Origin of the sequence: Nostoc sp. FACHB-190 (assembly GCF_014696905.1) — a bacterium.
Lineage (GTDB): Bacteria > Cyanobacteriota > Cyanobacteriia > Cyanobacteriales > Nostocaceae > Nostoc_B.
The window spans coordinates 75679-97314 of record NZ_JACJQW010000009.1; the positions used below are offsets into that span (position 1 = coordinate 75679).

16 protein-coding genes, 1 tRNA gene and 1 pseudogene are annotated in these 21636 nt (G+C 41.1%); 6 read left to right on the forward strand and 12 right to left on the reverse strand.

Annotated features, from left to right (window positions below):
* Positions 1–170: 170 nt before the first annotated feature.
* Positions 171–719 (forward strand): annotated as a pseudogene (gene lepB, locus H6G28_RS36830) (signal peptidase I); the annotation flags it as partial.
* A gap of 16 nt (positions 720–735) precedes the next feature.
* Here lepB and H6G28_RS12865 read toward each other — a convergent pair.
* From H6G28_RS12865 to H6G28_RS12875, 3 genes are all read right to left on the reverse strand, one after another.
* The gene (locus tag H6G28_RS12865) at positions 736–1308 is read right to left on the reverse strand and encodes a Uma2 family endonuclease (RefSeq protein ID WP_190671168.1); all 573 of its coding nucleotides are present in this window, start codon (positions 1306–1308) and stop codon (positions 736–738) included.
* 38 nt (positions 1309–1346) lie between these two features.
* Positions 1347–1922 carry a Uma2 family endonuclease gene (locus H6G28_RS12870; RefSeq protein WP_190671170.1) on the reverse strand — a complete coding sequence of 192 codons (576 nt, stop codon included), beginning with the start codon at positions 1920–1922 and terminating at the stop codon, positions 1347–1349.
* A 393-nt stretch (positions 1923–2315) separates the two neighbouring features.
* Entirely contained in the window at positions 2316–3332 is a 1017-nt protein-coding gene (locus tag H6G28_RS12875) for a ribose-phosphate pyrophosphokinase (protein ID WP_190588612.1), read from the reverse strand.
* Between the two features lie 842 nt (positions 3333–4174).
* On the opposite strand from H6G28_RS12875, the gene H6G28_RS12880 reads away from it, so the two are divergent.
* From H6G28_RS12880 to H6G28_RS12895, 4 genes are all read left to right on the forward strand, one after another.
* Entirely contained in the window at positions 4175–5863 is a 1689-nt protein-coding gene (locus H6G28_RS12880; RefSeq protein ID WP_190671172.1) for a serine/threonine-protein kinase, read from the forward strand.
* 247 nt (positions 5864–6110) lie between these two features.
* Entirely contained in the window at positions 6111–6788 is a 678-nt protein-coding gene (gene bioD / locus H6G28_RS12885) for a dethiobiotin synthase (RefSeq protein WP_190671328.1), read from the forward strand.
* 61 nt (positions 6789–6849) lie between these two features.
* Positions 6850–8136, forward strand: a complete 1287-nt coding sequence (locus H6G28_RS12890; protein WP_190671174.1) for a M20 family metallopeptidase — start codon at positions 6850–6852, stop codon at positions 8134–8136.
* Between the two features lie 204 nt (positions 8137–8340).
* Positions 8341–9456, forward strand: coding sequence for a pentapeptide repeat-containing protein (locus tag H6G28_RS12895; RefSeq protein WP_190671177.1), 1116 nt, complete (start codon positions 8341–8343; stop codon positions 9454–9456).
* A gap of 75 nt (positions 9457–9531) precedes the next feature.
* Here the strand turns inward: H6G28_RS12895 and H6G28_RS12900 are convergent, their stop codons facing one another.
* Positions 9532–10719 carry a patatin-like phospholipase family protein gene (locus tag H6G28_RS12900; protein WP_190671179.1) on the reverse strand — a complete coding sequence of 396 codons (1188 nt, stop codon included), beginning with the start codon at positions 10717–10719 and terminating at the stop codon, positions 9532–9534.
* Between the two features lie 178 nt (positions 10720–10897).
* On the opposite strand from H6G28_RS12900, the gene H6G28_RS12905 reads away from it, so the two are divergent.
* Positions 10898–11464, forward strand: coding sequence for a sugar O-acetyltransferase (locus H6G28_RS12905; protein ID WP_190593203.1), 567 nt, complete (start codon positions 10898–10900; stop codon positions 11462–11464).
* A gap of 19 nt (positions 11465–11483) precedes the next feature.
* Here H6G28_RS12905 and H6G28_RS12910 read toward each other — a convergent pair whose 3' ends face one another.
* The 8 genes from H6G28_RS12910 to H6G28_RS12945 all read right to left on the reverse strand — a co-directional run bounded on the left by H6G28_RS12910 (position 11484) and on the right by H6G28_RS12945 (position 21428).
* A complete protein-coding gene (locus tag H6G28_RS12910; RefSeq protein WP_190671181.1) occupies positions 11484–11864 on the reverse strand; it encodes a calcium-binding protein in 381 nt (126 codons plus the stop codon).
* A gap of 61 nt (positions 11865–11925) precedes the next feature.
* A complete protein-coding gene (locus tag H6G28_RS12915) occupies positions 11926–12564 on the reverse strand; it encodes a Uma2 family endonuclease (protein ID WP_190593201.1) in 639 nt (212 codons plus the stop codon).
* Positions 12565–12848: 284 nt separating this feature from the next.
* Entirely contained in the window at positions 12849–14735 is a 1887-nt protein-coding gene (gene ftsH2, locus H6G28_RS12920; protein ID WP_190593200.1) for an ATP-dependent zinc metalloprotease FtsH2, read from the reverse strand.
* 707 nt (positions 14736–15442) lie between these two features.
* Positions 15443–15937, reverse strand: coding sequence for a hypothetical protein (locus H6G28_RS12925; protein ID WP_190593199.1), 495 nt, complete (start codon positions 15935–15937; stop codon positions 15443–15445).
* Between the two features lie 386 nt (positions 15938–16323).
* The gene (gene gltX / locus H6G28_RS12930) at positions 16324–17760 is read right to left on the reverse strand and encodes a glutamate--tRNA ligase (RefSeq protein WP_190671183.1); all 1437 of its coding nucleotides are present in this window, start codon (positions 17758–17760) and stop codon (positions 16324–16326) included.
* Between the two features lie 268 nt (positions 17761–18028).
* Positions 18029–18102 (reverse strand) — tRNA-Asp (locus H6G28_RS12935).
* Positions 18103–18252: 150 nt separating this feature from the next.
* A complete protein-coding gene (locus tag H6G28_RS12940; protein ID WP_190671185.1) occupies positions 18253–19776 on the reverse strand; it encodes a serine/threonine protein kinase in 1524 nt (507 codons plus the stop codon).
* A gap of 56 nt (positions 19777–19832) precedes the next feature.
* A complete protein-coding gene (locus H6G28_RS12945; protein ID WP_190593235.1) occupies positions 19833–21428 on the reverse strand; it encodes a serine/threonine protein kinase in 1596 nt (531 codons plus the stop codon).
* Positions 21429–21636 lie beyond the last annotated feature (208 nt).

Here is a 21636-nt window from a genome sequence, read left to right on the forward strand (position 1 = left end):
TCGGCAAATGGTTACTGGGCATATTAGCGATTATTTTAATTCTTCTCTGTGCCGGTGTTTCGTTATTTTTATTGCCAATAGTTTATGCAGTGATTTCCTATTTCACGTATGTATTTTCGCCTGTTCATCGAGAAAATTCCAAGAATATGGCATTAATACTGGCCATATTCATCGCCATATCTGGTTTTTTAGATATTGGTTGGATAATCAGAACATACGGAGTAGAAGCCCGTTGGACTCCTTCAGGTGCGATGGAACCTACTCTACATGGTACTCCAAATCAATGGGAGGCTGATAAAATTCTGGTTGATAAGTTTAGTTATCGTTTTCAAACACCGCAACGTGGCGATATTATTGTCTTTTGGCCTACAGATGAACTACTAAAAGAACAATATCAAGATGCTTTTATTAAGCGGATAGTTGGGCTACCTGGGGAAAAAGTAGAACTTAAGAATGGACAAGTTTATATTAATAATAAAGTCTTAGTAGAAGACAGATATCTTCCGGCTAATCAACGTACTTTAATGGATGTTTGTACAGTAGGGAAACAATATTTAGCAAAGCCAGTTACTATTCCACCTGAATCATATTTAGTACTGGGTGATAACCGTAATTATAGTTACGATAGTCGTTGTTGGGGTGTAGTATCTCGCCATTTAATTATCGGGAAAGCTTATAAAAGATTTTACCCTCTGAATCGAGTGGGGGCTATTAAGTAAATCGGAAGTTTTTTATCTATGAATTAACTTTTAACCAACTAAAAATATCTACTGCTTTTATCTGCCAATCACTTAACATATCAAGAACTAGTAAAATATCCGCATCATATTTCACTTCTGGCAATTTGTTCGGTTGAAATACCATGATTGATTTATCATTAGGGTCAATAAACCAACCTAATTTAGTCCCGTGGTTAATACAGAAAATAATTTTATTAATTACTCTGTTGGGTGATTGATCAGGTGATAAAATTTCAATAGTCCAATCTGGGTAGCTTTCAAATTTATTGGCAATTTCTCCGTTTTCATCGGTTGGGATACGTGACCATTCAAATACAGCAATGTCTGGAACTAAGGAACGTCCCTCAAAAGTGCAGCGTAACTCGGTTAAGGCTAAAGCTTTTTGTTGAGGTTCACCAACCTGATTAATATTAGTTGATAACCGAGTTTGCAGAATACTATGTTTTCCTTGGGGCATTGATTTTTGGTAGATGCGTCCGTCAATATATTCACTCGCTGGTTTAGTTTCTGGTAAGTTGAGAAATTCTTCTAGGGAAAGGTTGGAAGATATTTGAGTTGATAGCGACATCAGCAATTACTCCCTGTCTAATTCCAAACCATGATTAATCACAATAATTTTGCCAAAGCTAGGGTAAATCCTGGGACAACATCTTCACCATTTAAAATTGCTGTTGCTGGGTACTGGGTAATGGAACCATCACGACGATAAACGAAAGCTTGCTGATTTTGTCGGTCAATTAACCAGCCTAACTGCACACCATTGGCAATGTATTCTGCCATCTTCGCTTTGAGTTTTGGCAAGCTGTCATTTTTAGAACGAATTTCGATTACAAAGTCTGGTGCTAGGTTAATAAAGGCATCTTCTTGCTGATCCCAATTTTCTGGTAAGCGTCCTTTCGCAACGAAAGCAGCATCAGGTGATTTCACGGCTGTATTTGCTAATTTAAAACCTGTGCTTGGCCCAAACACTTCGCCTAAATCTTGACTTTCTACCCAAGCCAGCAAATAAGCAACCGCTTTCGCCTCTCTATTTCCCGAAATTCCCCCAGTTGGTGGCATAGTTTCTATTGTTCCATCAGCGTTACGTTCAAACCGCAGTTCTGGGTTTTGCGAACTCATCAGTATTAGTTCTTCATCAGTGACAGTGTACCAAGGCTGCACGGTTACTTTTTCGCTGTTCATTAAAGATGCTATGCCAAGCTGGGTGAACACTTCAATTTTAAGCTTTTCCTCTGTGAACTATTCGCCTGGAGCGGTTTGTAAAATAGGACTTACGCATCAAAACGAAAAATCAAGGGTTTTGGCAAGGGTGTAGGGGTTCAGGGGTATAGGGGACTGGCGTGGGCGGGTTTCCCGACTTGAGCCAAGTGGCGTGTGTACTGATTCAAAATCCTTACACCCCAAACCCTTTCACCCTTACACCCAATCTCCACAGATAATCTTTGTGCGTAAGCCCTGTAAAATGCCATAAAAATAAAAATTGAAGCACGAAGGAGAATTATTTCTCGACTTCATACTTCAAAATTTAATGTTTATTTACGCCAGACTGTAACTTGAATAACAGTCTTTTTTTGGCTAACGGAACATACTACTTACAGAGGTGTCTTCGTGAATCCGCCAGATGGTTTCTCCTAAAAGATTTGCCACGGAAAGCACTACTAATTGCGGAAAGCGTTTGTCTTCTGGAAGGGGTATCGTGTTTGTGACGATGACTTCTTCAAACAAGCCGCTTGATAACCGTTCAATTGCTGGGGGGGAGAAAACTGCATGAGTAGCACAGGCATATACCTGACGCGCTCCTTCTTCACGCAGCAATCTAGCGCCTTCGGCAATGGTGCCGCCTGTGTCGATCATGTCGTCTACCAACACGGCTGTTTTGCCTTTGACATCGCCGATGACGTTCAAGACTTCCGCTACATTATGGGCTTGACGGCGTTTATCAATAATGGCAAGAGGAGCATCATTGAGTTTTTTAGCAAATGCTCTCGCCCGTGCTACACCACCGACATCAGGAGAAACAACTACCAGGTCATGCAGTTGTTTGCTGGTCAGATAATCGAGTATGACTGGCGAACCGTAAACATGATCAAAGGGTATATCGAAGTAACCTTGAATTTGGGCGGCGTGTAAATCCATTGCCAGAACGCGGTCAGCACCTGCTTCGGTAATCAGGTTAGCAACCAGTTTGGCTGTGATTGACTCTCGTCCTGCGGTTTTGCGATCGGCGCGAGCGTAACCATAATATGGAAGAACTGCTGTTACCTGTCTGGCTGAAGCCCGACGACAGGCATCAATCATAATCAGTAATTCCATTAAGTGATCGTTAACTGGTTGACAAGATGGCTGGATTAAATAGACATCACAACCTCGGATTGATTCTTGGATTTGAACATAAAGTTCTCCATCCGCGAATCGTTTGCGAATCATCGGCCCCAAGTCCATCCCCAGGTAACGAGCGACTTCTTGAGACAGTTGTATATTGGCAGAGCCAGAAAATAGCCGCAGGCGATGGTTGTCGGTTAGTCCTGTTGCAGCTGGCTGCACCTTAAAAGCGGCAGAACTGAGCACAGCAGATCCTCGAAGTGCATTCATGGCGAGATTATCATTTAGGTAATTACCAGATTTAACCGGAATAGGCTAAATAAACATCTGTGAGCTTTATTTAAGCTTTCATACAAACTTTAAACATTTCTCAATAGAGCTACCATCAATCCATTTTTCAGTTTTTAGTGGTAAACAAACCATCGAATCCGTAACTGACATATAGTGTGTTAGTTAGCCCCTTAGTTGAGCTGTTCTCAACAACTCAAATTTCCTCTAGATTAGTCTGGCAGAGTAATAATTCTACCAACTGTATTGATTACTGAGACCAACTCTTTTCAGCTTAAGTGAAGTAGAACAGGAACTCAGACAGTAGAAATACCCAAAATTAAATTCTTCTGGGGTAGAAGAATATTTTATGATACCAGCTACAAAATTATAAACTGACAAACTCTATTTTTGGATTATAAATTGGACAAAAATTTTCAAATCTGGAAAATTAGCCGGGAAACTAAAAAAAACATGATTTTGCTTTTGGGGTGTTAGTCCGCAGCAGCATCAACTCCCATTGATGATTTCTCTGTTGCTATTTGGGCAATTTTTTCTGTGGTTTTGCTAATCTGAATGGGATTATTGCTTTTCTTAGGGTAGAATATCGCCGCAGGTATTTGTCGTGTAACTGACGTATGAAAATGAAAAATCCAAGGTGGGAGTGATGGGTTCGCAATTTGATGTGTATGAGGGTAAAAAATTTAGGGGTGGAAGGTGCAAAATCCTCAAACTCTGACACTATCCCTCAAAGCGAAATTTTGAGTCAATTTTATGTATTGTGTCCTCCAGACTCAGCTTTGTGAGGGCGGTCTTATTGGTTATGATTAAATTTGAATTTATTTATGCAACCCCCAATTTCAATTGGTACTGTCTTACAAAACCGTTATCGGATCATTCAAATCCTTGGACAAGGAGGATTTGGTAGAACTTATTTAGCCGAAGATCAGCGACGCTTTAATGAATTGTGTGCGATTAAAGAATTAATTCCGATCGCATCTGGGGCTGGTGCTTGGGAAAAAGCCCAAGAACTTTTTCAACGGGAAGCCACGATTTTATATCAGATTGAACACCCGCAAGTCCCGAAATTCCGGGAAAGATTTGAGCAAGACCACCGTTTATTTTTGGTGGAAGATTATGTGGCGGGGAAAACTTATCGCGCTTTATTAGCTGAGAAACAATCTGTAGGTCAAACTTTCAGCGAAGCAGATGTATTACAGTTGTTGCGATCGCTCTTGCCTGTATTAGACCACATTCATAGTCGTGGTATTATTCACCGTGATATTTCTCCTGAAAATATTATTTTCCGAGATAGCGATCGCTTGCCAGTACTAATTGATTTTGGTGTCGTCAAAGAAATTGCCACGCGCTTGCAAACTCCTGATACTAATATCAATGTTACGAGTGTGGGTAAATTGGGTTACTCGCCCAGCGAACAAATGCAAACCGGACGCGCCTATCCCAGCAGTGATTTATATGCGTTAGCGGTGACAGCGATAGTTTTATTAACTGGTAAAGAACCATCTGAGTTGTTTGATGAAACACAACTTAGTTGGACTTGGCAAAGATTTGTCAGGGTAAGTCCGCAGTTGGCTCAGGTGATTAATCGGATGTTACACCCTTTGCCTAGCGATCGCTATCAAAGTGCGGCTGAGGTAATTCAAGCATTACAATTTGTTGAACAATCAGGTGTAGCTACATCACCACAAGTAACAAATGTGCAAACAATTGCAGTTGGTCGTCGTCCCGATGCAATTCCACCACAGCCATCTAACCGACCAGACCCAGCAATTCCCCCTAGCCGTGCTAACTCGGTGTTAGATAACCCTTTAGCTTTGGGTGCAATTGGGAGTGCGGTAGTTATTTTAGCTGGTGTGGGTTCTTGGGCGCTGGTGAGTTCGATTCGTAGTCAGTCTAATGGACAACCAGAAACAACACCACCTGCACCCCAGACTTTTCCTTCACCTGTGATTTCTGGCGGTACACCATTCGGAACTGCTACACCCACTGATACGGAACCAAGCATTACTAGTAAGCGCCTGAGATTGGACGCATCAAACACCGCGACAGTTGAAAACTCGCTGAAAGCTGGTCAAGTTATGGAATATACCTTTTTTGGGCAAGCTGGGGCGAAGTTAACTACGGTACTAGAACAAGGCACAGGCATTACTTTGACTGTTTTAGCTCCGAATCGCCAAGTGCTTGATAGTAGCGCCCAACAAGTAAACTCTTATACAGGAATATTGCCAAAAAGCGGTAGATATGCTGTCCAGTTAACATTAGAGTCTGGAGTTAGTGAAAGTGATTATAATCTCAGGGTGGCGTTAGAAAATCCACTCCAACCAACACCAACAGCAAAACCAACACCAACCATAACGCCAACGTTTACACCAACACCAACAGCAACACCAACGCTAACACCAACATTTCCGCCAGCGTTTACACCAACACCCACCACTCCCACAGACAGTAACAATAACCCGCCTGTGGATGGTACACCTCAACCAACGCCTGAAGTACAAAATACTCCTTGAGAAAAGCAGGCAGAAGGCAGTGGTTCGGCTCCTTTCGACTGCGCTCAAGGCAAGTCGCTCACCAACCAGAGGCAGGAGGCAGGGGTGAAAAGTAGATATCTTTAACTCATTACTCATTACTCAGCACTCAGCACTCAGCACTCAGCACTTTTAAACTAGAAAGGAAGTTTCTCTGGTTGAGATTCCCTTGCAAAATTTCCTCATTTATAATGCTCTTGACTAGATTAGATATTTTGAAAGCAGATTGTTGAACACACTATTAATTACTGGAACTGACACTGAAGCTGGCAAAACTGTTTTAACGACAGCATTAGCCGCTTATTGGCAAAAATATTATCCGCAGCGTCACTGGGGAATTATGAAGCCAATACAATCGGGAATTGGCGATCGCGAGTGGTATCAAAATCTGTTTAAGCTAGAACAATCGCCAGAAGAAATTACGCCTTTGTATTTTCAAGCGCCTCTAGCACCACCCATCGCCGCCGCGAAAGAAAATCGCCCAGTTGATTTAGCTGTGGTGTGGAAAACATTATCTGAGTTGCGATCGCGCTATGAATTTTTGTTGGTAGAATCTGCTGGTGGGTTGGGTTCACCAGTCACTAACGAGTTGACGGTGGCTGATATTGCTGGCGAATGGCGTTTACCCACAGTCTTAGTCGTCCCTGTTAGATTAGGCGCAATATCTCAAGCAGTGGCGAATGTGGCTTTAGCTAGACAGTCACGGGTGAATCTCATAGGTATTGTACTGAACTGCATTCAACCGCGTACTGATGCAGAGATTACCGACTGGACACCAAAAGAAGTCATCGAATCATTTACGCACATTCCGGTTTTGGGTTGCTTACCTTATTTTGAGAACCCAACAGATTTAGATCAACTTGCCCAAGCGGCATCTAATTTAGATTTAGAAGCACTAAATCTTTAAGGAACTATTAAACTGAGAACATAGCCCAATCTCAGCCCTCTTCTAGCAGTTTGTTGTCAAAATGGTTTCCACATTCCCCAGTTCTTATTCTGTTGATTTATCCCGTGTGCGACTTTCTATTCGCACATTGCAACCACAATTAGTAGAGTGGCGGCGGCGACTACATCAACAACCAGAATTAGGCTTTCAAGAAAAACTGACGGCTGAGTTTGTCGCTAGTAAGTTGCAAGCCTGGGGAATTGAACATCAAACTGGTATTGCAAAAACTGGTATTGTCGCCACTATTAAAGGGACTAAACTCAGCACTCACACTTCGACTACTTCGGCTGCGCTCAGTACAAGTCCGCTCAGTGTAAAGCACTCAGCACTCAGCACTGAGAAAGTACTAGCAATTCGGGCAGATATGGATGCTTTGCCCATTCAAGAATTGAACGAAGTACCGTATAAATCGCAGCATGATGGCATTATGCACGCTTGTGGACATGATGGACATACAGCGATCGCATTAGGTACAGCATACTATCTCCAGCAGCATCGAGAAGACTTTGCAGGGACTGTAAAAATTATCTTCCAGCCAGCCGAAGAAGGGCCGGGAGGTGCAGAACCAATGATTGCGGCTGGGGTGCTGAAAAACCCTGATGTCGATGCCATTATTGGTTTACACCTGTGGAATAATCTACCCTTGGGGACTGTCGGCGTTCGTGCTGGTGCGTTGATGGCGGCGGTGGAATTATTCAACTGCACAATTTTAGGCAAAGGTGGACATGGTGCAATTCCCCATCAAACCGTTGATTCGATTGTCGTTGCAGCGCAGATTGTCAACGCCCTACAAACCATTGTCGCCCGGAATGTTAACCCCATCGATTCCGCAGTGGTGACTGTTGGCGCACTGCACGCAGGTACAGCACATAATGTCATTGCTGATACTGCAAATATGAAAGGCACAGTGCGCTATTTTAACCCCGCATTTGCAGGCTTTTTTAAACAACGCATCGAGCAAATCATAGCTGGAGTTTGTCAGAGTCATGGCGCAAACTATGACTTAGAATATTGGAGTTTGTATCCCCCAGTAATTAACGATGCGGGGATTGCAGAATTAGTGCGATCAATTGCCGAAGAAGTGGTAGAAACGCCTGTAGGAATTGTGCCAGAATGCCAAACAATGGGCGGCGAAGATATGTCTTTCTTCTTACAAGAAGTTCCCGGCTGTTACTTCTTCCTTGGTTCTGCTAACCCAGAAAAAGATTTAGCGTATCCCCATCATCATCCACGATTTGATTTTGATGAAACCGTCTTACCAATGGGTGTGGAAATATTCATCCGTTGCGTGGAGAAGTTTTTTAGTTGAAAATTTTTCTGTTGAAACCATATCCCGCCTAGAACTAAAGTTCCAGGCTAATAGCCAAAGTCCACTCAAGTGGACTAGATTTTTCATCGAGTCCTCTTTAGAGGACTTGCGCTATGAGACTCGGAATTGATTCCGAGGCTTTGTTTTGCATCTTTGTGTGAGCTTTTGATATTATCATCAGCAGCACAAAAATATTGATTATCTATGTCTGAAAACAATACAGACACTCTTAAAAACTGGTTGATAATTCTAGCATTTATATTCATCCTGACTTTAATGGGTGTTGTTTGGTTATTTTTATTTTCTGACTTTGCATTTTTTTATGATAAGGGTTTGGACACCTCTAATAGAATAGATTATGGAGCTAAAGTTCTAAAAACTATTGGAACGATATTCGGTGGATTGGCAATATTAATAAATGCTTACTATGCAGCCAAACGTTGGGAAGCTATGGACAAAAGTGCTATGGCTGCAAATGAAAGTGCCAAAGCTGCTTTAAAAAATGCCGAAGCTGCACAAGATAAACAAATTACAGAACGCTTTGCCAAAGCAATTGAACAGCTTGGAAGCGAAAAGATTGAAGTGCGGTTAGGTGCAATTTATACGTTAGAAAGAATTGCTAAAGATTCCGCAAAAGACCACTGGACAATAATGGAAGTTCTGACGGCTTTTGTAAGAGAGAATGCACCTAGAAAGCTAGAAGAGGAGAATACAGAGAATGCAAAGCAGTTAGTCAATTATTGGATGAATAATCAAAACACTGAAAATACACGACAAATACAAAAAATTCGCACGGATATTCAAGCTGCACTGACTATTATTGGAAAGCTTAACTGTGATAATGAGCAAGAAAATCAATGGCTTGATTTACGTAGTATTAATATCCGAGGAGCATACTTCCCCAAAGAGACTAAACTGCAAAGAGCATACCTTGAAGATGCTAACTTGCAAGAAATACTCCTTGAAGAAGCTTACCTGCAAGAGACAATTTTCATTGGAGCTAATCTGACAGGAGCAAAACTCAGTATGGCTGAACTAGAAAAGGCAAAACTCCATAAAGCTAACCTGCAAGGAGCAGACCTAATTCAAGCCAACTTGCAAGGAGCAGACCTGAATGGCGCTAATCTGCAAAAAGCAAACCTCATTAACGCCAAGCTGCAAGGAGCAGATTTAACAGGAGCAGATTTAAGAGGAGTTCAAAATCTAGAACAACGACAGATTGACTCAGCTTGGGGCGATCACACCACCAAATTACCAGATCATCTCAACTATCCCAAACATTGGCCAGAGAGCGGATTTCAGATCAATGGAATACAGTAGCAGCAGTGGGTAAAATAACTACGAATATCATTAAAAATGAAGAGATTTTATGTGTAACGTCTCTTCATTTTTCTACTAATTACCGTTGAGTTGTAAAAACTTCTGTAAAGCATTGCGTATTGATGGCTGCTGAAGATAGGCATTTGCAGCGTTCACCAAATTCTCCAGATTTTCAGTACTCACATCATCAATATCATCACTCAATGGCTTACCAGTTAGTTCTCGGTCTAGCTTAAATTGCAAGCGTAAAATTTGGTGATCTGGTACTACCTGTTCTGTAATGTACTGGTGAACACCGGATGACGCATCAAATAATATACCGATGATTGGTTGCGCCCATTGTAACAAACCCCAACCCTCGGCTTTTTCAAATGGGATGATGCGTGTGCGATCGCCTGTACCGATGGAAAGAATGGTAATATCTTCTAGTCTGTTGCCTAATCTTAAAGCTTCAGCTACAGCACAGGCTGATGGATTATTAGCCGCAACTCCACCATCAACCGCAGAGTAGATACATTTAATAGAATACTTTGCCGTATTATCTGGTACGGTTTCCCAAGGCGAATCTAACAAAGCTTCTCTTTTACCACCTTTATATTGTGTGATGGTGCGAGTTTGACCTTTGCCTAAACCATCCGTAATGGTAATTTGGGTATTGTTATAAATATTTTCTGTATAGGAAGCAGTACCATCTAGAAAAACACTACTTGGTTTAGCGTCTACCACTGGCCCTTTGATGATTCTATCTAATTTATGGGCAGGAAAATAAGTAGGAGCAGAAGCAGAAGAAACGCATATTTCCCATAAAGGAAAATTATCATAATCCTTATCTGGTCGCCAACTTTTAAATATTATTGGCTCTCTAGAAATGGTGTCATAAGACGTAATTAATAACTTTGGTTCGTTAACATCAAATAATCTTGTATCACCTAAGTTTTCTTTGAGGACTTGAATTAAACCACTATCAGAAAACTTAGGTGCAGATAAACCATATTTCAAGATGAGGGGAATCCTCTGGGAAGAAAAACGACTTGTATAAGGGAAAATTCTTGAGCTTTTTTGTTGATATAAATCAATGATAGTTTGACTTTTTTTACCTGTGGCGATCGCTGCTGCTAAAATTGACCCTGTAGAAGTGCCTGCAATTAAGTTAAAATACTCGTGTAAAGGTTTATTAATTTGCTGCTCGATAGCCTTCAACATCGTTGCAGACATAATTCCCCTAATACCGCCACCATCCAAGCTTAAAATCCGAAAAGGCATATTCCTCCGAATCTTTATTAGTATTGTTGGTCAGTTCAGTAAATCTAAACAAATTTGATATTAAAAATATAAATGATAAATGTTTGAAAAGTTATTTGCTTAACATTTAAAATCAAAAATTATTTTAGTTTAATTCTGTAAATCTCAATTCTTAATTTATTTCATCAAATAAAAATAGATGGCAAAAACTGAAAAACAAAAAATGTTAGCTGGTGAGTTATACATAGCAGAAGATCCAGAATTAGTCGCGGAGAATCGACGAGCCAGCCAGCTTTTACAAAGGTATAACAGTAGCATTCCTGAACAGCAGGAGCAAAGACAACAAATACTACAAGAACTATTCGCCAAGGTAGGAGAAAAAACTACCATTGTGCCACCATTTCACTGTGACTATGGCAGTAATATTTATGCTGGGGATAAATTATATATGAATTACGGCTGCGTAATTTTAGACTGCAATATAGTTGAAATTGGTAATAATGTTTTGTGTGCGCCCTACGTGCAGATTTATACTGCGTATCATCCCGTAGAACCAGAAATTCGGCTGACTGGTCAAGAACTAGCTGCACCAGTGAAAATCGGTAACAATGTCTGGATAGGTGGAAATGCGATTATTTGTCCAGGGGTCACAATTGGCGACAACACAACAATTGGTGCTGGTAGTGTAGTGGTGAAAGATATACCAGCAAATGTTGTTGCGGCTGGAAACCCCTGTCGAATTATTCGCTATTTATCGGATAATTAAGGAGGTGAAGAGCGATATTCTAGAATTTGTAGCCTCTCGCCAGCCAATAATGCCAATCTGCGATCGCTTGTTCAGTGCTATCATCTGCATCAATAGGCTTAATGTCTGATAATTTTGCCGAATAGACATCATCATCCTTACCCTTAAGGTCAGCTACTTCCACATACATATCTTTTAAACACTCATCATCAGGAGCCATTCCCAGCACCTCAACAGTTTTTTCCTCTATTGTCGAGGTTTTGCGGGATTTTTTCGCCCATCTAGCCATAAACGGACAATTCAAGGCTTCTTCTAAGTAATAATACCAACCCATTGCCCGATCTTCTTTGTCTTCCGCATCTACAATAATTTCTGTGGCGATGCGATGTTCTCTGGTTTCGTCGCGTTCAACACTAGACATAACAATAAAAAACTTACGTATATTGCACCTTGATATGGTATAACGTTTTAGTTATTGACTGTCAATTTTTTTGCTGCTGTCTCACCCAAGCACGAAATGAGCGAATCATAGGAATTTCTCCATTGTTCAAGCTTTCTTGCAAGAAACGGGGAATCTCTGTAGTTAAAGGAAGATTGAAAAAACTTGGTGATACATCACAAGGAATGTACGTACCTTCCTGTAAGCAATAAATTTGCATTACAGGTTCGTCATAACGCCAAACTTCTGGAACACCCAACGCTAAATAAATTGATAATCGATCAACAGAAGCACTGGTGTAGTCTACTTCAATTACTAAATCAGGTGGTGGGTCTTGAGTCAAGTCGAGATTTTGCTTTTGCCGCATCAATGGTTCATTTTGAATGTAAAATGCAGAATCTGGTTCTACGCCACGCAGTAAGTCTGGACGTTTACAAGTTGTAGAACCAATACTTTTGATATTCAGGTTGAGTTCTTCCGCTAAGGTAAAAACTAAGTGTTCTAGTAGCCTATTGTTATATTCATGAGGCATCAACGGTGTCATAATTTCTAGGGTTCCTTGATCATAGGTCAGTCGTGTGGTGCGATTATTACCCATTTCTGCCAACATAATTTCAAAAGTATGCCAACTAATATTTGGGAGAATCCCTCTTTGAGTACTGCTGACTTGTGTAGTTACCATAAAATTTATCCTCCGGTTTTCTCTAACGATATCAAGAAATTTCCTGAATAAAACAGGAGTCATATTAACAGGACTTACGCACCATAATTGTCTGTGGGGATTGGGTGTGGGGGTGTAAGGGATATCTTGTTTGATTAATTTGTTCTACTAATTGTGGAAAGTTTTTTTAAATTCATCAACAGCATTTGGGTCTTTTTTGGATGAGTTGGTCTTGGGACAATAAATACAAATAAAAATGGGCAAGGTTTTACACCCTACCCATTTCTAGAAATATCGTTTAGTAATTACAGTTGCGGTACATACTGTTGTTTTTCAGGAACATCAGTGTATTCAGCAACAATTTGGCGGAATTCTTCACCATCGATGGTTTCTTTTTCAATGAGTAAATCAACGATGCGGTCTGTTACAGTGCGATGTTCACGCATAATTTTCTTGGCGTGTTCATAGCATTGTTCAACGATCACCCGTACTTGAGCATCAATGCGAGAAGCGATCGCTTCGGAATATTCAGATCGGGTTGTCCAGTCACGACCGAGGAATACTTCGCCTTGTTGGCTTTCTAAGGAAAGTGGCCCTAAGTCAGACATCCCGAACCGAGTCACCATTTGACGCGCCATTCCGGTTACTTGCTGCAAGTCGCCACCAGCACCAGTTGTCACTTCCGCCGAACCAAAAATGACTTCTTCAGCCGCACGTCCACCCAAAGCACCAGTAATTCTGGCTTTGAGTTGAGAACGAGAAATTAAACCTTGTTCTTCATTGGGAGTAAACCAAGTTAAACCCTGTGCTTGTCCCCGTGGAATCAAAGTTACTTTTTGTACTGGGTCATGGTCTTTGAGTAAAGTACCCACCAAAGCATGACCAATTTCGTGGTAAGCAATTAAACGCTTACTCTTGCTGTCTACTAAGGGTGTACCTTCCATCCCTGCAACTACGCGGTCAACTGCATCGTCGATTTCGCGCAGGGTGATGGCTTCTTTACGTCTTCTGGCGGTGAGAATTGCGGCCTCGTTGAGTAAGTTAGCTAAATCTGCACCAGTAAAACCAGGAGTCCGGCGAGAGATTGCTTCTAGTGAAACGCTAGTGTCTAATTTCTTGTTACGTGCATGAACTTGTAGAATTTCCAAACGTCCTTTGATATCTGGCGCATCGACAGTTACTTGTCTGTCAAAACGTCCGGGACGTAACAAGGCTGCGTCTAATACGTCGGGACGGTTGGTAGCAGCGATAATAATAATCCCTGTGTTACCTTCAAAACCGTCCATTTCGGTCAGCAACTGGTTGAGGGTTTGTTCTCGTTCATCGTTACCGCCACCGATACCTGCACCCCGTTGTCTACCAACAGCGTCAATTTCATCGATGAAGATGATACAGGGAGCGTTATCTTTGGCTTTTTTAAACAAGTCGCGGACGCGAGAAGCACCGACACCGACGAACATTTCCACAAATTCCGAACCGGAAATGCTGAAGAATGGTACACCAGCTTCACCAGCGATCGCTTTTGCTAGTAATGTTTTACCTGTACCTGGAGGGCCGACTAACAACACACCTTTAGGAATGCGTGCGCCAACAGCAGTAAATCTTTCTGGTTGTTTGAGGAAGGTGACAACTTCTTGTAATTCTTCTTTGGCTTCTTCGATACCAGCCACATCGTCAAATTTCACACCTGTTTTGGCTTCCATTTGAAAACGCGCTCTAGATTTACCAAAGTTCATTGCTTGTCCAGGGCCACCAGGAAGATTGCTGGAGCGGCGGAACAAAAAGAACAAACCAGTAATCAATAAAATTGGGAAAACAAGATTGCCTAATAATCCCCAAATTGCGCCATCATTACGCATGGGGTGAGCATCAAAACTAATTTGTTTTTCTTTAAGCTTGCTAATTAACTCAGGGGCGCTAATTGGCAGGTCTACCCGCCATCTTTGAATGCGATTTTCGATATCTGGATCAATAGCTTCGACAATTGCCGTTCTACCGCCTTCATACAAATCTACGCTAGTGACGCGATCGGCATCCAAGTATTCTAGAAAACGGCCATAAGTCATGCGGGTATTGGCAGCATTCTTACCCATATCCGCAGGAGCATTCGCAAATGCTCCTTGCCAGAAGAAAAAGCCAATTACCAAAGCAGGCAATGTCCAGAGTACTAGGACTCTCCAAGAAAATTTCATCTTAATTTGCCTCTACCAATACGATTAATCATTTTTAGTTACTTTCTAGCTTGGCACTCATCGAGGGAATCATCTTCCGCAAGATATTGCCGCACTTGGTAACTAGATTTTGCAACGGATGTCTATAAATCCATTTTGTTTAATTTGATGTCTAGTCACACGTCACCATGAATATGTGACGCTGAAAAGATTCTTAATTAAATTTAACTTAATTTTAATACAGCTTGGATGATGACAGCAAAATTTAAGATGTAGATATTTGGAGTCTCGTGCTGCGATCGCACAGTTTTGACAGAATTCAGCCCAAGTGGCAGTAAAAGTTGTAGAGACGTTGTATACAACGTCTCTACAAGAGTTTTATCGAATGCAGTTTCTATATGACTTACGGCAAAGCCCCTACAGCCATTCTTCACAGACAGCCTTTGTAACTAAATGCTGTTCTCATAGAATTGGGATGATTTCTGAGAAAAACACTAATCCCTAGCCTCTAACCCCTAGTACAGTTCGGCATAAATAAACAGACTATCTAGAATTGCTAAAAGGCTTGTGTTATCACTATTCTTTCTTTTTCCTTTTGCCCTTCGGGTCGCCATTTGACGACAGTTGCCTCAAGTCGGGAGACCCGCCCACGGCACTGTCTCCTTTATGCCGGGAAACCCGTCCACCGCAATGGCTCACTTTTTACTTTTGCCTTGTTGTACTAGTGACTACTTCACTTCAGTAATGGTCAATGTATAAGGATAATACTGACCTTGGTTGTATGAACCTACCCAAACTTGATAATTTCCCGGTAGCCATTCACCACTCATCCCAGCATTTTTCCCTTCAAAATCGTCATTACACCAAGTACCACCAGGGCCTTTCACAATCAGGGTGACATCTTGAGGGCTTTGCACTTGGAGTCTGAGATAATCGAATCTGGTTTTGAGTTCTAAGGTATGGTCTGGTGCTGCATCAACAAATCCATCACAAGGCCCAGTAATTGTTTCTCTTCTCCCAGCAACTTTATTTCCCGAAATTGACCCGCCACTCATTCCCCGCACGGTAATAGGGTCTGGGGAAAAGGGATGGTTAAGGGTCACATCTCCAAATATTGTTGGTGCTTCTTGAGCATGAGTGATGGTATTAGTTGTGGATGCGACACAAAATGCCAACATTGCCAAAGATAATTGTATCCCTCTATTTAAAGATGTTTGCGACATTGCGATTACACAGGTTTCTCAGTGCTTAGAAAGACATGAATTTTACATCCTAAGTTCCCAAAGTGAGAGGAATTGACTAAGGGACTTGCAATTAAAAAAATATCCCATTATTTCAGAAGGGGGACAAGGAGGACAAGGGGGATAGAGGTTTTGTTGAGTAAACAAATGAGATTAATTTACTTTTTGGAATACTCTCAACTAATTCGTAATTCGTAAAGACTTAATTACGAATTACGAATTATGAATTAACGCCGTGTGCGACTTTCTCTCAAACCTAACCCCCAACCCCTTCCCTACCAGGGAAGGGGAGCAAGATTCAAAGCCTCTCTCCGTTTCGGGGAGAGGTTTGGAGAGGGGTTTCAAGAATAAGTCGCACATCGCGTGAATTACGAACTAATTGCTTGATTCAATCTTGCCTTGTCTAAACCAAGATGATTCAGCAGTAACCAAGATTGGATGAGGTCTGGGCCATGAACATCGCCGGTTAAAGCGACACGGAGCGATCGCATCACTAAGCCTTTCTTGACGTTTTGTTGTTTCACCACCTGTTTAATAATTTCTTGAGCAGTGGGTTCTGTGAATTCGGGTTGGTTTTCTAAGGCTGCAAGTATGGCACTCAAAACAGCAGAAGCACCTTCTTGTTGCAGTTGTTTACTGCCCTCTTCGGTCAATTCTACGGTGTCGCTGAAAAAGAGTTTGCTCATCTCTACAGCTTCTACCAAACGAGTCAGGCTAGGGCCGATTAAACCAACTAACTGCTCTAACCAAGGACGTTCTCGCCCCTCTAGGTTATATCCAGCCTCTTGCCAAACGGGTATGAGCAAATCTGTCAGCTTATCCACTGGTAGATTGTGGATATATTGACTGTTGAGCCAATCTAGTTTCGCCCAGTCAAATTTAGCCCCGGCTTTATTCACCCGTTCAAAGCTAAATTCTTTAGCAGCACCCTCTAGGGTGAAGATTTCTTGAGTAGAATCTGGTGGCGACCAACCCAGTAAAGTCATGTAATTGACCAAGGCCTCGGCGGTGAAACCCAATTTCTGAAAGTCGGAAATCGAAGTCACACCATCCCGCTTAGATAGCTTGCGCCCATCCATATTTAAAATTAGGGGTGAGTGGGCAAATACTGGGGCTGCTGCACCCAAAGCTTCATATAACAGAATTTGCTTGGCGGTGTTGGCTATGTGGTCTTCGCCGCGAATGACATGGGTAATTTGCATATCAATGTCATCAACTACGACCACAAAGTTGTACAGTGGTTGACCAATGCCATCTGCGGAAGCACGGGCGATTACCATATCACCACCAAGGTCACTCCCGCGCCACACCATTTTGTCTCGTACCAAGTCATTCCAGACAATTTCGCGGTCATCATCGATTTTGAACCGGATGACAAAGCTACGTCCCTCGGCTTGGAATGCGGCTTCTTGTTCTGGGGTGAGGTTACGATGACGGTTGTCGTAGCGGGGTGCTTCACCTTTGGCTTTTTGGGCTTCGCGCAACGCCTCTAATTCTTCTGGGGTGGTGTAGCAGCGATAAGCTAATCCTTGATCTAACAGTTTTTTGACTGCTGTTTTGTACAAATCTAGGCGCTGGGATTGGAAAAACGGGCCTTCGTCCCAGTTGAGTCCCAGCCAGCGTAATCCCGCTAAGATATTGTCTGTGTATTCGGGACGCGATCGCTCTAGGTCTGTGTCTTCAATACGTAAAATAAACTTACCCCCGTGGTGGTGGGCAAATAACCAGTTAAATACAGCAGTTCTGGCTGTACCAATATGTAAGTTGCCAGTTGGGCTTGGTGCAATACGGACTCTAACAGTCACAGTTAATTCTCTCTTTCACAAAGCATGATTAATTTAAAGCAAAATTCAGCATCAATATATAGTGGCGGAAAAAGACCCGCAACTAATTTTAGACTGCTTTATTGATTGCTAAATTTTCAATTTAGCGTGGTGTTTCACCACTGATAACACGCTGAGACTGAGCAAGTTTCGCTCTAGCGGTATAGGTTTATAGAATTATGACTTCATTTTGCCAAGAATCTAATGATGAGTTATCCTTTACATCAGTATTTAGAACTTTGGTTTTGAACGGGACTGACGGGGCTCGAACCCGCAACTTCCGCCGTGACAGGGCGGTGCTCTAACCAATTGAACTACAGTCCCTTAATTTGCAACTTTATTAGTATCGCTCTTTTTTCGAGCTTTGTCAAGTTACTTTTTTGCTTTGGCTTTTGGGGCGGCTGCATTTTCACTCAACGATTTCCTATTATAACGTTTAAAATAATTTTGGCAAGGGGTTGCTCGTTTAAGTTTTTAAGTTGAGGAAGCCGCCACCTGTAGTTGAGAAGATAGATGTTCTAGTATCTGAGATTGGATTTGCTTGTACTGCTGCTTGAGCAAATTCTTGCTTGTCTGGGCTTGATCAGAGTGTGGCAAGATTTTACTTTGTTCGAGCCACTGTGTTAATCTTTGGCGCTGGGTATTAGTGATGTGGGTGTTCAGCACTGTAACACAGCTATGGGGTAGTTCCAAGGTAAAGCAAATCAAGGAATAGCGCCTATATTCGATCAAAGCCGAAACCAGTTCTTGGTTTTGGGTATTCTGCATATCTAAATAGCAAGGTAGCCATTTCGGGCCGAGTTCGGAATCGTAAAGCAGCGTGATCCACAGCAGCATCGGGTAAGGCGTTGTGATGAATACAAAATGGTTGTAACGCTGACACAGAACTCGTTTTTTGATTTCTTGTTTAGGTAACATCAGCCACAAAGCTGCAAAATTCCCTTGGGGTGTGGGGAAAATTTGGGGAAAGACAATTTCTTGAATGGGTTTATTGGATGGCCAGACAAGTTTAGCCAAATTGGTTTTCAGGGTTGGAGGTAAATCAGCAGCAACATTTAAATGAGGATTGTATGTGGAAGTTAAAGGTGTGGGTAAATTCTGACAGCTTGATTTTTCTAGACTGTCTAAGACTTGTAGAATTTCTGCCATGTTTTGCGGGCGATCGCCTGGTTTTTTCGCCAAGCAAGCCATGATTAAATTGTTGAGTTGTGGGGGTAATTTGAGGTCGGGGCTGACAGAGGCGATCGCTCGTGGTGGTTCAAAGTTATGGGCTTTATACCAAGCACCAAATAAATCTGTTTCCGGCTGCCAAGGTTTAGCCCCTGTCAGCATTTCATACATTATCACACCCAAGCTATAAATATCGGAACGACTATCAATATCTACACCTTCTAATTGTTCAGGAGAACAATAGGGTAAAGTACCGTTAAAGCCTCTGTTAGTATTAACTGTATTTGTATAATTAATAAATTTAGCAATACCAAAATCGAGGATTTTGACTAATTTTCCTAAAATTGGGTCTGGCAGGACTAATATATTAGCTGGTTTAACATCTCGATGCACTAAGGCATAAACTTTGCCATCAATATTAATTCCTTGGTGGGCGCATTGTAAGCCTAAACAAATCTGACGTATCAAAATTAAAAACTTAGGTAATGGTATCGGTATTAAATCTTTTAAACTTTTACCATTGAGATATTCCATAACATAAAATGGCTTACCTTCCGCACTCACTCCATAATCATAAGCCCGCACAATATGAAGACTTTTTTGACTTAAAGCAGCACTCAACATTGCTTCTCGTGCAAAGTCTTGCTGCATTTTTTCACTACAAAATTTTTGAGTTAAAAACTTGACGGCAACAGGTGTTCCACCTAATAAAATATCATCGGCTAAAAAAACTTCACCCATACCACCACTGCCAATCAACTGTTTTAGCTGATAGCGATTGGCCAGCAATCCTGTAACCTGTGGAGAGATGAATGCACTGTGATTCACTTTTACAACCTCTAATATTGCCGCAATTAAATAATTAAAAATTTATTTCATATTTTTTAAGGCCTTGATAAAATTTGGCGAATTTTATCAAAGATTTGAGACAGCCAAGCTCTAAAACCTAGCTTGGCAATTTGTTGTCTTTCTACTAATTTTTGTAAAATTTCGGACTTTAACTTTTGGTATTCTGCTTTTAAAACTGTTTTAGCTTGTTCCGAGGCGATCGCTTCATTATATTTCTGCTCTAGTTCTAACCAATCTGTCAGTTGCTGTCTTTGTTTTGCTGTCAGAGTTAGTGTCATGACATTAGCACATTGAGTTGGTTCTTCCAGTGCAAAAAAAAGTAAGTGATAATAGCCTCTGTCAGCTAAAAGTTGAGCAATTTTTTGGCCTCTGTTATCTTTTAAATCTAAAAAATAAGATAGCCATTTTGTCAGGGAAGATTGAGCATTATATAACACTGTTACCCACAACAGCATCGGGTATAAGTTCATTTTGTCGATAAACTCTGTACTGTGATATTTATCACAAAAATTAACAATTTCTTGCTTGGGTAACATTGCCCAAAAAGTAGGAATTACCCCTTGGGTAGTATGTAGTAAATGGGGAAACCCGATTGAGGAAATTGGTTTATTTTTCGGCCATGTTTTTTGTAAACACTCTTTCTCTGAGATTGAAGTGACTGGAACTAAGTTTACGGGAGATTCCAATTTATCGCTATCAATTTCTAGGGCTATATCTCTCGCCACCTGTCGCTTAATTTTTTCTAGAACCACTAAAATTTGACTAATAGTTTGCGGACGTTCAGTTACTTCTTTAGCAAGACAAGTTAATAATAATTTTTTTAATGCTTTGGGAATTTTGACATCAGGGTTAATTTGTTCTGGTGTTGGTGGCGCTTGGAAACGATGAGCTTGATACCAACTGCCAAAAGTATTACTATCTGTTTTAAATGGGTGTTTTCCTGTTAACATTTCAAACATTAAGACACCCAAACTGTAAATATCAGAGCGAACATCTAATAGTTTGCGCCCTTCCATGTGTTCTGGAGAACAATAAGGTAAACTCCCAATAAAAGAATCAGTCAGCGTCATACCGCTACGTTCTGTTAAAAATTTAGCAATGCCAAAATCAAGGATTTTCACTACCTCACCTTGTTGAGCATCATCAATAATGAAGATATTTTCTGGCTTAATATCTCGATGCACAATTGGATAAATTTCACCTTTTAGACTAATGCCTTGATGGGCGCACTGTAAGCCTAAGCAAATTTGCTGACAAATATCAATAAATTTTCCCAGGGTTAATGGTTGTACCTTCAAAATCTGCTTGAGATTTTTACCTTGAAGATATTCCATGACATAAAACGGCGTTTTATCATCCGTCATGCCATAGCTTAAGACTTGAACGATATTTTTACTTTTACGACCCAACTGAGCGCCAATAAAAATTTCTCTGGCAAAGCGTTGCGATATTTGCTGGTTTCCTAAACTTAGCATTAAAATTTTGACAGCGACTAAAAGACCACCTTTCGCTGCATCTTCTGCTAAATAAACTCTACCCATCCCGCCTTTGCCAATCAAATCCTTTATTAAATAGCGATTATTTAAAAACTTTCCAATATAAATATCGATGTCGGTTTTAGGCACTACCATATTTGGAAATGTCACGCTATAAAATTTGAAAATCAATATTGCTCAAGCTTTTATTGTAACCATTAATAAGTTTACTTACTTTAGAGAATCAATTATAAGTTATAAAACTCACTTTAAGAGGAAATAAAGGTTTAATAAAACACTAATTGATTGTTCTGCAAAATCGCTTAAACATTATGTAACATATTCATTAAGAAAATAAATGAGA

Coding starts and splice junctions, on each gene's coding strand:
- H6G28_RS12905 (WP_190593203.1), top strand. CDS start 10,898: ATGGCAAAAACTGAAAAACAAAAAATGTTAGCTGGTGAGTTATACATA.
- H6G28_RS12915 (WP_190593201.1), bottom strand. CDS start 12,564: ATGGTAACTACACAAGTCAGCAGTACTCAAAGAGGGATTCTCCCAAAT.
- H6G28_RS12890 (WP_190671174.1), top strand. CDS start 6,850: ATGGTTTCCACATTCCCCAGTTCTTATTCTGTTGATTTATCCCGTGTG.
- H6G28_RS12880 (WP_190671172.1), top strand. CDS start 4,175: ATGCAACCCCCAATTTCAATTGGTACTGTCTTACAAAACCGTTATCGG.
- H6G28_RS12875 (WP_190588612.1), bottom strand. CDS start 3,332: ATGAATGCACTTCGAGGATCTGCTGTGCTCAGTTCTGCCGCTTTTAAG.
- H6G28_RS12870 (WP_190671170.1), bottom strand. CDS start 1,922: ATGAACAGCGAAAAAGTAACCGTGCAGCCTTGGTACACTGTCACTGAT.
- H6G28_RS12945 (WP_190593235.1), bottom strand. CDS start 21,428: ATGGTAGTGCCTAAAACCGACATCGATATTTATATTGGAAAGTTTTTA.
- H6G28_RS12895 (WP_190671177.1), top strand. CDS start 8,341: ATGTCTGAAAACAATACAGACACTCTTAAAAACTGGTTGATAATTCTA.
- ftsH2 (WP_190593200.1), bottom strand. CDS start 14,735: ATGAAATTTTCTTGGAGAGTCCTAGTACTCTGGACATTGCCTGCTTTG.
- H6G28_RS12865 (WP_190671168.1), bottom strand. CDS start 1,308: ATGTCGCTATCAACTCAAATATCTTCCAACCTTTCCCTAGAAGAATTT.
- H6G28_RS12900 (WP_190671179.1), bottom strand. CDS start 10,719: ATGCCTTTTCGGATTTTAAGCTTGGATGGTGGCGGTATTAGGGGAATT.
- H6G28_RS12925 (WP_190593199.1), bottom strand. CDS start 15,937: ATGTCGCAAACATCTTTAAATAGAGGGATACAATTATCTTTGGCAATG.
- H6G28_RS12910 (WP_190671181.1), bottom strand. CDS start 11,864: ATGTCTAGTGTTGAACGCGACGAAACCAGAGAACATCGCATCGCCACA.